At 68.6% G+C, this 12,112-nt stretch carries 12 protein-coding genes; 8 read left to right on the plus strand and 4 right to left on the minus strand.

What is annotated here, in order from left to right; translation table 11 throughout:
• Positions 1-2: 2 nt before the first annotated feature.
• The gene (locus tag QLQ86_RS12850) at positions 3-593 is read right to left on the minus strand and encodes a YajG family lipoprotein (protein WP_282817200.1); all 591 of its coding nucleotides are present in this window, start codon (positions 591-593) and stop codon (positions 3-5) included.
• Positions 594-715: 122 nt separating this feature from the next.
• Between QLQ86_RS12850 and QLQ86_RS12855 the strand changes: the two genes are divergently transcribed.
• From QLQ86_RS12855 to QLQ86_RS12865, 3 genes are all read left to right on the plus strand, one after another.
• Positions 716-1,141, plus strand: a complete 426-nt coding sequence (locus QLQ86_RS12855; protein WP_282734725.1) for a GNAT family N-acetyltransferase — start codon at positions 716-718, stop codon at positions 1,139-1,141.
• Between the two features lie 154 nt (positions 1,142-1,295).
• Entirely contained in the window at positions 1,296-1,994 is a 699-nt protein-coding gene (rpe, locus tag QLQ86_RS12860) for a ribulose-phosphate 3-epimerase (protein ID WP_282817201.1), read from the plus strand.
• A gap of 8 nt (positions 1,995-2,002) precedes the next feature.
• Complete coding sequence (locus QLQ86_RS12865; protein ID WP_282734723.1) at positions 2,003-2,299, plus strand: GIY-YIG nuclease family protein; 297 nt, start codon at positions 2,003-2,005, stop codon at positions 2,297-2,299.
• A gap of 26 nt (positions 2,300-2,325) precedes the next feature.
• On the opposite strand, the gene QLQ86_RS12870 is transcribed toward QLQ86_RS12865, so the two are convergent.
• Positions 2,326-3,624 (minus strand): NAD(P)/FAD-dependent oxidoreductase, encoded by a 1,299-nt coding sequence (locus QLQ86_RS12870; RefSeq protein WP_282817202.1) that lies wholly within the window; start codon positions 3,622-3,624, stop codon positions 2,326-2,328.
• A 107-nt stretch (positions 3,625-3,731) separates the two neighbouring features.
• On the opposite strand from QLQ86_RS12870, the gene QLQ86_RS12875 reads away from it, so the two are divergent.
• The 5 genes from QLQ86_RS12875 to trpC all read left to right on the plus strand — a co-directional run bounded on the left by QLQ86_RS12875 (position 3,732) and on the right by trpC (position 8,622).
• The gene (locus tag QLQ86_RS12875) at positions 3,732-4,397 is read left to right on the plus strand and encodes a phosphoglycolate phosphatase (protein WP_282817203.1); all 666 of its coding nucleotides are present in this window, start codon (positions 3,732-3,734) and stop codon (positions 4,395-4,397) included.
• 235 nt (positions 4,398-4,632) lie between these two features.
• Positions 4,633-6,120, plus strand: a complete 1,488-nt coding sequence (gene trpE, locus QLQ86_RS12880; protein ID WP_282817230.1) for an anthranilate synthase component I — start codon at positions 4,633-4,635, stop codon at positions 6,118-6,120.
• 52 nt (positions 6,121-6,172) lie between these two features.
• Complete coding sequence (locus QLQ86_RS12885; protein WP_278033234.1) at positions 6,173-6,757, plus strand: anthranilate synthase component II; 585 nt, start codon at positions 6,173-6,175, stop codon at positions 6,755-6,757.
• Positions 6,758-6,787: 30 nt separating this feature from the next.
• Positions 6,788-7,807, plus strand: a complete 1,020-nt coding sequence (gene trpD, locus QLQ86_RS12890) for an anthranilate phosphoribosyltransferase (RefSeq protein WP_282817204.1) — start codon at positions 6,788-6,790, stop codon at positions 7,805-7,807.
• Between the two features lie 8 nt (positions 7,808-7,815).
• Positions 7,816-8,622 (plus strand): indole-3-glycerol phosphate synthase TrpC, encoded by an 807-nt coding sequence (gene trpC / locus QLQ86_RS12895; RefSeq protein ID WP_282817205.1) that lies wholly within the window; start codon positions 7,816-7,818, stop codon positions 8,620-8,622.
• A 90-nt stretch (positions 8,623-8,712) separates the two neighbouring features.
• Here the strand turns inward: trpC and QLQ86_RS12900 are convergent, their stop codons facing one another.
• Entirely contained in the window at positions 8,713-8,913 is a 201-nt protein-coding gene (locus QLQ86_RS12900) for a DUF2905 domain-containing protein (RefSeq protein WP_282817206.1), read from the minus strand.
• 28 nt (positions 8,914-8,941) lie between these two features.
• Positions 8,942-12,103, minus strand: a complete 3,162-nt coding sequence (locus QLQ86_RS12905; RefSeq protein WP_282817207.1) for an efflux RND transporter permease subunit — start codon at positions 12,101-12,103, stop codon at positions 8,942-8,944.
• Positions 12,104-12,112 lie beyond the last annotated feature (9 nt).

Below are 12,112 nucleotides of genomic sequence, written 5' to 3' on the forward strand. Positions count from 1 at the left end.
GTTCAGCGTGCCAGCAGGCGTCCCAGCTCGGGGTCGCGGAAGGCACGGTCGAGGCTGTCGGAGAGCAACTCGTTGACCATGCGGGTGTTGGCCTCCTTGTCGGGGCGCACCGCATAGCTCTGGGTGCGGCGTGAGGTATAGGTGCCGGTATAGGTGTTGCCGCCGTTGATCGCCTCGGCGACCAGCACTGCCTCGAGCCGTGCCTCGTCGATGACCGGACGGCTCTCGCCACGCTCGTAGCCCAGGTGGTCCAGGGTCAGCGTCAGGCTGGGTCGTCCCTCGGCGCGCTCGGTGGTCGGGGTGAAGCCCATTTCCCGCACCGCGCGTTCCGCCTCCGCCTGCAGCCGCGGCACCAGTTCGTGGGCGTTCACGGTGATCACGGCGGTGGACATGGCACTGCCGGTCCGGGTGCCGATCACCTCGCTGTCACGACCATCCACGGCCGTCACGGTGACCTCCTGACCGCTGCCGCTCTGCGGCACCTGGGCCGTACGCCTGGGGTCGAGCTGCAGATAGTGAGGGCTGGCACAGCCGGCCAGCCAGCCGGTGGCGAGGAGCAGGGCACAGGCACCCAGGAAGTGACGACGCTGCATGGAAAGTCTCCCGATGATCGCAGGGCTCCGAGTATATCCCCCGGCTCTGGTGGCCGAAACCGGTGGGGCGACCCGTCCCGTGCGAGGGGTTACACTGCAGTGATAGCCACAGGAGCCGCGACATGATCCGACCCGCCACCCGGGAGGAGTTCCCGCAGCTTGTCGACATCTGGCTGCGCGCCTCCCAGCAGGCTCACCCCTTCATCTCCGAGGCCTGCTGGAAGGCACGTGCCGATGACATGGCGCTTCGCCGCCTTCCCGCCTGCGAGGTGCAGGTGCTGGAGGCCGGCCGACGCGTGATCGGCTTCTGCGCCATGCACGGTGATCATCTCGAGGCGCTGTTCGTGGATCCCGAGGTGCAGAGCTTCGGCCATGGTTCCGGCCTGATGGCCCACGCCATGGAGGGTCACCAATGCATCACCCTGTGGGTCTATTCGCGCAACGTGAGGGCCGTCTCCTTCTACCGGCGGCTGGGGTTCAGCATCGTCGATGAGCGTGAGGACCCGGAGACCGGGGAGCAGGAGTCGCTCATGGCCTGGTCACGCTGACGGCACGGGGCGCCATGCTCGGAGACGCGGCACCGTCGGCGGTGCAGGGCGGGAGCCCGCATGAGGCGCCGGGCGAGGTCCTGACCCTCGCGGGCCTCTGGTAGAATGCCCGGGATCGCGTGATCGCCTGCACACCCCCATGACGGACGACTCCATGACCGACACGACCCGCGACTTCCTCATCGCTCCTTCCATCCTCTCCGCCGATTTCGCCCGGCTGGGCGCGGAAGTGGATGATGTCCTGGCCTCTGGCGCCGACATCGTCCACTTCGACGTGATGGACAACCACTATGTACCGAACCTCACGATCGGGCCGATGGTCTGCGAGGCCCTGCGCAAGCACGGGGTGAGCGCACCCATCGACGCCCACCTGATGGTCAAGCCGGTGGATCGGCTGATCGGCGACTTCATCGATGCCGGGGCCAGCTACATCACCTTCCACCCGGAGGCCTCGGATCACATCGACCGCTCGCTGCAGCTGATCCGTGACGGTGGCTGCCAGACCGGCCTGGTGTTCAACCCGGCCACGCCGCTCTCCCATCTCGACCACGTGATGGACAAGATCGACATGATCCTGCTGATGAGCGTCAATCCCGGCTTCGGGGGCCAGTCGTTCATCCCTGGGACCCTGGACAAGCTGCGCGAGGCGCGCCGCCGCATCGATGCCTCGGGTCGCCCGATCCGCCTGGAGATCGATGGCGGGGTGAAGGTCGACAACATCGCCGAGATCGCCCGGGCCGGTGCCGATACCTTCGTGGCCGGCTCGGCGGTGTTCAAGGCGCGCAACGAGGCCGACCCGCACCGCTACGACAGCGTCATCCGCGAATTCCGCGACCAGCTGGCCAGGGCATAGGGCGCCCCGTGAAGGAGGCGGTTCCTGCTCCCCTGTGGCATCTCTACCTGGTGGAGACGGCCGGCGGTGCGCTGTATACCGGGATCACCACGGACGTGGCCCGGCGCCTGGCCGAACACCGTGCCGGCCGGGGGGCCAAGGCGCTGCGCGGCAAGGGACCGCTGGTGCTTCGTCACCAGGAACCCGTCGGCAGCCGCGGTGAGGCATTGCGCCTGGAGGCACGCCTGAAGCGCCTGACCGCGCGGGCCAAGCGCACCTGGCTGGCACAGCGGCAGGTGGAGCCGGGAGAGGTCCCGATGGCCTGACGGTCAGTCCGGATGAAGGGGCTGGGTCAGTGTAGCTTCATGCGTGGCTTGAGGAAGCGGTTGATGCCATCCACCACCACGATGAGGCCCGTCTTGAGCGTGCCGTGGATGGCACGCTGGTGCATGCGGTAGAGCGAGGCGTAGAAGAACTTCGCCAGGTGGCCCTCGATGAACAGGCTCCGTGCCGAGGCCCCGCGCATCAGGCTGCCGACGGCCTCGAAGTGCGCCAGCGAGATCAGCGATCCCCGGTCCCGGTAGACAAAGGGCTTGAGCGGCCTGCCGTCCAATTGTGCCCGCAGGTTGCGATAGAGCGTCGCGACCTGCTGGTGGGCGGCCTGGGCGCGCGGGGGCACCGTGCTGCCATCGCGCTGGGGGCAGCTGGCACAGTCTCCCATGGCGAAGACAAGGGGGTCTTCCGTGCTCTGCAGGGTCGCGTGAACCTTGAGTCGGTGATTGGACTCCGTCGGCAGTCCCAGCTCTGAGAGGAAGGGCGGGGCCTTGATGCCCGCCGCCCAGACGGCGAGATCCGTGTCGATGCGCTTGCCATCGGCGGTATGGATCGCGTCGGCCTCCACCCGGGTCACGCGGGTGGCGGGATGGAGGCGCACGCCGAGGCCCTCCAGTTCCTGGTGGACCGCCTGGCTGATGCGCTCGGGCAGGGCCGGCAGGATGCGGGGGGCGGCCTCGAGCAGGTGAACCTCGAGGTGGTCACTGTCCAGGTCCGTGACGCCGTAGCTTTGCAGCATGCGCGAGGCTTCGTGGAGTTCCGCCGCCAGTTCCACCCCGGTGGCGCCGGCGCCGACGATGCCGACGACCATGCGCGCATGCTTGTCCCGGCGCGGATTGTTGTAGCGCAGGAAGGTATTGAGCATGTCCCGGCGGAAGGCCTCGGCCTGCTGCGGGCTGTCGAGGAAGTGGCAATGCTCGCCGACGCCCGGCGTGTCGAAGTCATGACTGACGCTGCCCAGCGCCAGCACCAGGAGGTCGTACTCGAGCATGCGGGAGGGCAGCACTTCGCTGCCGTCCTCGTCGAGGATGGGGGCCAGGTTCAGGGTGCGAGCCTCGCGGTCGATATCACACAGGGTGCCGCGCTGGAAGCGGTAGCCATGGACGGCGGAGTGCCCCTGATAGGAGATCTCGTCGAGCCCCGAATCCAGCGCCCCGGTAGCGACCTCATGCAGCAGCGGCTTCCAGATGTGCGTCGCATTGCGGTCGACCAGCACGATCTCGGCTCGCCCGCGCCTGCCGAGCTTGCGGCCTAGGCGCGTGACCAGTTCGAGGCCGCCGGCACCACCCCCGACCACGACGATTCTTGGCACACTCATGCAGCGACTCCAGATAAGGGACGGGTCTCCAGCATAAGCTCTTGCCCGATTTCCTGCCCATGGCCTGTCCGGCATAATGTTCGCCCGACCGCATCGCGAGAGGCATCATGCACCCCCTACTGAACGACATCCGTCTGGTGACCTTCGACCTGGACGGGACCCTCGTCGACTCCGTGCCCGACCTGGCCGCGGCGGTGGACGCCGCCCTCGCGGATCTCGACCTGGCGCCCCCCGGCGAGCCCCGGGTCCGCGACTGGGTGGGCAATGGCTCGCTCAGGCTGATGGAGCGCGCCCTGCGGGACGCCCTGGGCCGGGACCCCGAGGCGGGGCTGCTGGCCCGGGCCCACCAGGGCTTCCTCCACCACTACGGTCGCGACCCCAGCGCCCGCACCCGGCTCTATCCCGGGGTGCGGCAGGCGCTGGACGCCCTGCACGACCGGGGGCTGCCCCTGGCGCTGGTGACCAACAAGCCCAGCGCCTTCATCGCGCCGATCCTCGAGGCCTTCGGCCTGCAGGCGCACTTCGGCCTCTGCCTGGGGGGCGACAGCCTGGCGCAGAAGAAGCCCGACCCGGCCCCGCTGCTGCATGTGGCGGCCCACTTCGACGTCTCGCCCTCGGCCTGCCTGATGGTCGGTGACTCGCGCCATGACATCGAGGCCGGCCGCGCCGCGGGTTTCCGCACGCTGGCCGTGCCCTACGGCTACAATCACGGCGAGCCGGTGCGCGATAGCGCCCCGGATGGCGTGGTTGAATCGCTGGCGGAACTCGTTTAACGTGAGTCCGGCTAATGCTATAAGCGCGGCCCAATCAATATGTTATTGCTATAAGACGCGGAAACCCCTCGATGATCAGCCGCACGAAGCCGGACCCCCTCTCGACCGCCGTCCGACGCCTGCCCCGTTCGCCTGCCCGCGGCGGCTGGCGATGGTGACGCTCGCCTCGCGAGCCTGACCCGCGGCGTCCCTGCGCCCGCCATCGCCAACCCGTCACATCGAGGACCCGGGCATGATGACTCCCGAACGCTTCCACGAGCTGGCCGACGCCGGCTACAACCGCATTCCGGTTACCCGCGAGGTGCTGGCCGACCTCGACACGCCGCTTTCCACCTATCTCAAGCTGGCCGACGCGCCCTGGACCTTCCTGCTGGAGTCCGTGCAGGGCGGCGAGAAGTGGGGGCGCTACTCGATCATCGGGCTGCCCTGCCGAGAGCGCCTCGAGGTCCGTGGCTTCACCGTCAGCCATATCGTCGATGGCGAGCTCCAGGGCGCCGGCGAGGTGGAGGATCCGCTGGCCTGGATCGAGCAGTTCCAGGCCCGCTTCAAGGTGCCGCGTCTCGATGACCAGCCGCGCTTCGACGGTGGCCTGGTGGGGTACTTCGGCTACGACACCATCCGCTATATCGAACCGCGCCTTCGAGGCGTCGAGAAGCCCGACCCGATCGGCGTGCCGGACATCCTGCTGATGGTCTGCAACGACCTGGTGGTGTTCGACAACCTCTCCGGCCGCCTGGCGCTCTGGACGCATGCCGACCCCGCCGAGCCGGACGTCTACGCCCGCGCCCTGGACCGGCTGGAACGCCTGGAGGTCCGCCTGCGCAGCGCCACCCTCAACACCATCAGCCCCGGCACCGGGCGCGCCGCGGTGGAGGAGGGGCACTTCACCTCGGGCTTCACCGAGGAGGGATTCAAGGCGGCCGTGGAGACCATCAAGGAGTACGTGCTGGCCGGCGATGTCATGCAGTGCGTCCCGTCCCAGCGCATGTCGATCCCCTACCAGGCGCCGCCGCTAGACCTCTACCGGGCCCTGCGCAGCCTCAACCCCTCGCCCTACATGTTCTACCTGAACCTGGGCGATCATCAGGTGGCGGGCTCCTCGCCGGAGATCCTCACGCGGCTGGAGGAGGGCGAGGTGACGGTGCGGCCCATCGCCGGCACCCGCAAGCGCGGCCACAGCGAGGAGGAGGACCGCGCCCTGGAGGCCGACCTGCTGGCCGATCCCAAGGAGCTCGCCGAGCATCTGATGCTGATCGACCTGGGGCGCAACGACGTGGGTCGCATCTGCGAGACCGGCACGGTGAGGGTGACCGACCGGATGGTGGTCGAGCGCTACTCCCACGTGATGCACATCGTCTCCAATGTCGTCGGGCGCTTGAAGCCGGGGCTTTCCGCCATGGACGTGCTGCGCGCCACCTTCCCGGCGGGCACGGTGTCCGGCGCACCCAAGATCCGGGCACTCGAGATCATCGACGAGGTCGAGCCGGTCAAGCGCGGCGTCTACTCCGGCGCGGTGGGCTACCTCTCCTGGCACGGCAACATGGACACCGCCATCGCCATCCGCACGGCGGTGATCAAGGATGGCCAACTGCACGTCCAGGCCGGCGCGGGCATCGTCGCCGACTCGGTGCCCGAGATGGAGTGGCAGGAGACGCTCAACAAGGGCCGCGCCCTGTTCCGTGCCGTGGCCATGGCCGAGCGTGGCCTGGATAACCTCGAGTGACCCCTGATTCCTGTTGTCCGGCGCTGGCCGGGCGAGTGCCGGAGAGCCTGCCATGTCCGTGCTGATGATCGACAACTATGACAGCTTCACCTTCAACGTGGTGCAGTACCTGGGGGAGCTGGGCGCCGAGGTGGTGACCCACCGCAACGACGCCATTACCCTGGAGGAGATCGAGGCCCTGGCCCCGAGCCACCTGGTGATCTCGCCGGGGCCCTGCACGCCCGACGAGGCCGGCATCTCCATGGCGGCCATCCGTCGCTTCGCCGGGCGGATCCCCGTGCTGGGCATCTGCCTGGGTCACCAGGCCATCGGCCAGGTCTATGGCGGCAAGGTGGTCCGCGCGCCCCAGGTGATGCATGGCAAGACCTCGCGGATCCGCCACCTCGGCCAGGGGGTCTTCGAGGGCCTCGAGGATCCCCTGGAGGTAACGCGCTACCATTCGCTGGTGGTGGAGCGCGAGGGCCTGCCTGACTGCCTCGAGGTCACCGCCTGGTGCGACGATGACGATGTCACCCCGGGGCTGATCATGGGGCTGCGCCACCGTGAGCTGGATGTCGAAGGGGTGCAGTTCCACCCCGAGTCGATCCTGACCCGCCAGGGCCATGAGCTGCTGGCCAACTTCCTGAAACGTCGCTGAGCCGCGCCCATGCCAGAGGAGAGCAACGTCATGCAGATGCGAGAGGCCATCGGTGCGGTGATGCGCCGCGAGAACCTGAACTTCGCCGAGACCCATGAGGTGATGCGCCAGATCATGACCGGCGAGGCCAGCGATCCCCAGATCGCCGCCTTCCTGGTGGGCATGGCCATGAAGGGCGAGACCGCCGAGGAGATCAGTGCCGCGGCCCAGGTGATGCGCGAACTGATGAACCCGGTCCGGCTGCAGGCCGACAACGTGGTCGACATCGTGGGCACCGGGGGCGATGGCGCCAACCTCTTCAACGTCTCCACGGCGGCAAGCTTCGTGGTCGCCGCGGGCGGGGCCCATGTCGCCAAGCACGGCAACCGCGGGGTCTCCTCCTCGTCGGGCAGTGCTGACCTCTTCGCCGTGGCCGGCATCAACCTGAACCTGGATGCCGAGCAGGTGGGCCGCTGCATCGAGCAGGTGGGGGTAGGCTTCATGTTCGCGCCCAACCACCACCCGGCGATGCGCTATGCCGTGGGCCCGCGTCGCGAGATGGGGGTGCGCACCCTGTTCAACATCCTGGGGCCGCTGACCAACCCCGCCGGCGCCCCCAACCAGGTACTGGGGGTCTATGCCCCCGAGCTGGTGCCGCTGATGGCCGAGGTGCTGCGGCGCCTGGGCAGCGAGCACGTGCTGGTGGTGCATGCCGAGGACGGCCTCGACGAGATCTCGCTGGCGCAGCCGACGCTGGTCGCCGAGCTGAAGGCGGGCGAGATCCGCGAGTACACCATCACCCCCGAGGACTTCGGCATCGCCCGCCAGTCCCTGGACCCGCTACGGGTGAAGACCGCCGAGGACAGCCTGCGACTGGTCGAGCAGGCCCTGGTGGGCGAGGGGCCGGCGGCGGACATCGTCGCGCTCAACGCCGGCGCCGCCCTCTATGCCTCGGGGGTGGCCGACAGCCTCGCGGAGGGCGTGGCCATGGCCCAGGACGCCCAGGCTTCCAAGCTGCCGCTCGAGAAGCTCCGGGAGCTCGCCAACTTTACCCGCGTGTTCACCCAGTGAGGCCCGACATGACCGAACCCCGTCCCCTGCCCACCATCCTCGAGCGCATCCTGGCCCGCAAGGAGGAGGAGGTCGCCGCACGGCGCCGTGTCGTCTCCGAGCAGGAACTGCTGCGCCTCGCCGCCGAGCAGGCCGCCCCGCGGGGCTTCGTCGCCGCCCTCGACCGCGCCATCCAGGCCGGCGATCCGGCGGTGATCGCCGAGATCAAGAAGGCCTCGCCCTCGAAGGGAGTGATCCGCGAGGACTTTCGCCCCGGCGAGATCGCCGCGAGCTATGCCGAGGGCGGAGCGGCCTGCCTCTCGGTGCTCACCGATGCCGACTTCTTCCAGGGCCACGAGGACTACCTGATCGAGGCGCGCGAGGCCTGTGGCCTGCCGGTGATCCGCAAGGACTTCATCACCCACGGCTACCAGGTCAGCGAGGCACGCGCCCTCGGCGCCGACTGCATCCTGTTGATCGTCGCCGCCCTGGACGATGCGCGGATGGCGGACCTGCATCGCCAGGCCGTGGCGCTGGGCATGGACGTGCTGGTGGAGGTGCACGACGCCCTGGAGCTCGACCGGGCCCTCAAGCTCGACCTCGCCCTGGTGGGCATCAACAACCGCGACCTGCACTCCTTCGACACCCGGCTCGAGACTACCCTGGAGTTGCTGCCGCGGATTCCCGCCGGCGTCAGCGTGGTCACCGAGTCCGGCATCCATACCCGCGACGACGTGCTGCGCATGCGCGAGCATGACGTCAACGCCTTCCTGGTGGGCGAGGCCTTCATGCGTGAGGCCGACCCCGGTCAGGCCCTGCGGCGGCTGTTCTTCTGATCGCCTGTCCTGCGCAAGCGACAGCGGGCAGCCTTCGGGCTGCCCGCTGTGGTTTCGGGCATCGGGAGTGGCTCACATGCCGAGTTCAACTCAGCGCTGGAAGACCCAGAGGATGGCCGAGACCACCAGGCTCGCCAGGATCATGGTGGTGATCGGGAAGTAGAACGAGACATTCTCGCGGCGGATGACGATATCGCCGGGGAGCTGGCCCAGGGGCAGCTTGGAGAGCCAGGGCCAGAGCAGACCCGCGGCGACGACGATGAGGCCGATCAGGATCAGGGTGCGGTTCATGGGGCAGCGCCTCCTCGGGCCGACACGCCTATGCCTGGTTCAAGGGACCGTGTCGGCGGTGACCGGTTCGCGACAGCAGGGTGACGGTCAGCGCCGGCAGGAAGGTCAGCGTCACGAAGGCGGTGCCGAGCAGGCCGAACAGCACGATGGCACCCACCCCTCGGTAGAGCTCGGTCCCTTCGCCGGGCAGGAAGACCAGGGGCGAGAGCCCGCCGATCGTGGTCAGGGTGGTCATGGCGATGGGGCGCAGGCGGCTGGCCACGGCGTCGTGCACCGCCTGGCGCACGTCCGCGGTGGCCTCGCGCAGATTCACGCGGGCCTGGTGCACGACCAGGATGGGGTTGTTGACCACCGTGCCCATCAGGATCAGAAAGCCCAGCATGGTGATCATGTCGAAGGGCTGGCGGATCTCGGCGAGCCCCAGCCGGGGCAGCCAGCCACCCACCAGGTTCATCAATGCCAGGCCGACGATGCCGCCGGCCGCACCCAGCGGGATGGTGGCCAGGATCAGCAGCGGATAGCCCCAGTGGGCGAAGATCGCCACCAGCAGCAGGTAGACGAGGACCAGGGCGATCAGGCCGTTGTCCATCAGCGAGGCGCGGGTGGCATCCAGCTGGTCACTGGCGCCGGTGAGGGTGACATCGATATGCCCCGGCAGCGCCCCCGACTCGCGCAGGTGCTCGATCACCTCGCGGTTCACCCGCTCGATCCCGGCCTCCAGGGGCACGTCGCGCGGCGGGATGATGTCGAGGGTCACACTGCGGCGGCCATCCACGCGGCGCAGGGTGGCGGTGGCGACGGTCTCGCGTATCTCCGCCAGGCTGCTGAGCGGCAGGGTGACGCCGAGGGGCGTGTGGACCGGCAGGTCGACGAGGTCGTCCAGAGCGGCGGCGTCCACACCGTTGCCATAGCCGTAGAGGTCGATCTTCTCGCCCTCGAAGTAGACGTCGTCCAGGTAGGTGCCGTTGCTCAGGGCGGCCACGGTGGTGCCCAGGTCGTCGGCGTCCAGTCCCACCTCGGCGGCACGGTCCCAGTCGGGATAGACCTCGATCAGGGGCTGCCCCAGGTCCAGCGCCGAGGGACGCGACTGGATGCGCGGACTGGCAAAGACCTGCTCGGCGCGGGCGTACAGCCGGTTGGCCGCCGCGTAGAGTTCGGCGAGGTCGTTGCCGGCGATGTCCAGGGTGATGCTGCGCGTGCCGCCGTCGTTGCTGGAGATGATCGAACCGCGCGAGGCGAAGGCGCGCATGTCGGGATAGGCCTCGAAGCGCTGGGTCAGGGCGTCCATCAGCGCTTCGATATGCGCCGGGTCGCGGGTCTCGGCGATGATGCGCAGGCTCTGCGGCCCGACCTGGGTGCCCATGGTGCGTATGGCGGGAATCTCGCTTCTGCCTTCGTCGAAGTCGCTCGGGTCGGCACCTACGTGGGGCAGCAGCTCGGCCTGGACCTCCTCGGCAATGGCCGCCATGGTCGAGAGGTTGTAGCTGGCCGGGGCATTCATGCTGGCGAAGGTCTTGGCCTCTTCCCCTTCCGGCAGGTAGGCGGCCGGCGGCGTCAGCCATGCGAAGATCGCCAGGCCGCCCGCGAGCGCCATGGCCATGGCCGCCCAGCGCCGCGCCGTGGAGGCGATCAGCGCATCGACCAGGCGCAGGCAGCCGCGCATCCAGCGTGGCGCCTGGTGGCCGGCGGACGAGCCGCGCCCATGGAAATCGAGGTGGGCGCCGAGGGTCGGTATCACGGTAATCGCCACGACCAGCGAGGCGAGGATCGAGGTGGCGATGGCCACGGCGATGTCGGAGTAGAGCTGGCCGGCCTCCTCCTCGATGAAGAAGATCGGCACGAACACCAGCACGGTGGTCAGGGTGGAGGCGAGCACCGCCGGCCAGACCTGCTGCACGCCCACCAGGGCGGCCTCGAAGCGCTGACGGCCGTTGCGGCGCTGGGTCTCGATGCTCTCCAGCACCACGATGGTGTTGTCGATGGTCATGCCGATGGCGAAGGCGACCCCGGCCAGCGAGATCACGTTGAGGCTGCGGCCGGCCAGCAGCAGCCCCAGGAAGGCGGCGATGGTGCAGATGGGGATGCCGATCACGCCGGCAAGGGTGGCGCGCGGCGAGCGCAGGAAGGCGAACATCACCAGGGTGGCGAACAGTGCCCCCAGACCGAGATTGGTCCAGACATTGGCGATCGAGGCCTCGACATAGCGCACGTCGTCGCTGGAGAGCGCCAAGTGCAGGCCCTGCTCGGCGAGCAGGCCGTCATTGAGCGACTCGACCTCTGCCAGCATGCCGCGCTTGATGTCGATGACGTTGGAGCCGGGCTGGCGACGCACCTGGACGCTGAGCACCGGGTCGCCCCGGGAATCGAAGGAGCGCTCGCTCAGTTCGGCGTGGGAGAGGCGTGCCTCGGCGACATCCCCGAGCCGGATCACGGTATCCCCGCGGCGCGTGAGGATCAGCGACTCGAGCTCGGGGATGTCCTGGAAGCGTCCCACCGTACGCAGCAGGTAGCGCCGCTTGCCGCTCTCCAGGTCGCCGCCGGAGACGTCCTGGTTGCGGGCCTGCAGGGCGTCGCGAATGTCGCCGATGCCCAGCGAGTGGTCGGCCAGGGCATCGGGGTCGATGAGCAGCTGCATCTGCCGTTCGGCGCCGCCCGACACGGTTACCTCGGAAACGCCCGCCACGCTCTCCATGCGCGGGCGGACATTGTCCTCCAGGTAGTCGCGCAGCGCCGCCGTGTCGAGGTCGCGGGGGTTGCCCTCGCGGGGTGCCACGTTGAAATACATGAAGGCGTTGGCCGAGAAGGAGTTGGCCACGATGCGCGGCTGGTCGACGTTGGTCGGGTAGGAGGGCACCTGGCTCAGGGCGTTGTTGACCCGAATCAGCGTCTCGGTGAGGTCGATACCGAAGGGAAAGTCGAGCTCGATCTCCGCCGCGCCGCTGGTGGCGGTGGATTCCATCCGCACCAGGTTGGGAACGTTGCGCAGGTATTCCTCCTGCTCGATGAGGATGTCCTTCTCGATGTCCTGGGGTGTGGCGCCGGGCCAGCGGGTCTCGACGCCGATGGTGCGGACCTCGAGGTCGGGAATCATCTGCACCGGAATCCGCCAGATGGCGGCAATGCCCAGCACCAGCAGGATCAGCACCACGACGCTGACCAGAACGCCATGACGGATAATCGCCGCGAACATGGAATCAGG

The sequence above is a fragment of the Halomonas rhizosphaerae genome (genome assembly GCF_030012485.1).
GTDB classification, from domain to species: domain Bacteria; phylum Pseudomonadota; class Gammaproteobacteria; order Pseudomonadales; family Halomonadaceae; genus Halomonas; species Halomonas rhizosphaerae.

Excerpts from the sequence above, each read along its gene's own strand:
- QLQ86_RS12850 (WP_282817200.1), bottom strand. The coding sequence starts at position 593 with ATGCAGCGTCGTCACTTCCTGGGTGCCTGTGCCCTGCTCCTCGCCACC.
- QLQ86_RS12855 (WP_282734725.1), top strand. The coding sequence starts at position 716 with ATGATCCGACCCGCCACCCGGGAGGAGTTCCCGCAGCTTGTCGACATC.
- rpe (WP_282817201.1), top strand. The coding sequence starts at position 1,296 with ATGACCGACACGACCCGCGACTTCCTCATCGCTCCTTCCATCCTCTCC.
- QLQ86_RS12870 (WP_282817202.1), bottom strand. The coding sequence starts at position 3,624 with ATGAGTGTGCCAAGAATCGTCGTGGTCGGGGGTGGTGCCGGCGGCCTC.
- QLQ86_RS12875 (WP_282817203.1), top strand. The coding sequence starts at position 3,732 with ATGCACCCCCTACTGAACGACATCCGTCTGGTGACCTTCGACCTGGAC.
- trpE (WP_282817230.1), top strand. The coding sequence starts at position 4,633 with ATGACTCCCGAACGCTTCCACGAGCTGGCCGACGCCGGCTACAACCGC.
- QLQ86_RS12885 (WP_278033234.1), top strand. The coding sequence starts at position 6,173 with ATGTCCGTGCTGATGATCGACAACTATGACAGCTTCACCTTCAACGTG.
- trpD (WP_282817204.1), top strand. The coding sequence starts at position 6,788 with ATGCAGATGCGAGAGGCCATCGGTGCGGTGATGCGCCGCGAGAACCTG.
- trpC (WP_282817205.1), top strand. The coding sequence starts at position 7,816 with ATGACCGAACCCCGTCCCCTGCCCACCATCCTCGAGCGCATCCTGGCC.
- QLQ86_RS12900 (WP_282817206.1), bottom strand. The coding sequence starts at position 8,913 with ATGAACCGCACCCTGATCCTGATCGGCCTCATCGTCGTCGCCGCGGGT.
- QLQ86_RS12905 (WP_282817207.1), bottom strand. The coding sequence starts at position 12,103 with ATGTTCGCGGCGATTATCCGTCATGGCGTTCTGGTCAGCGTCGTGGTG.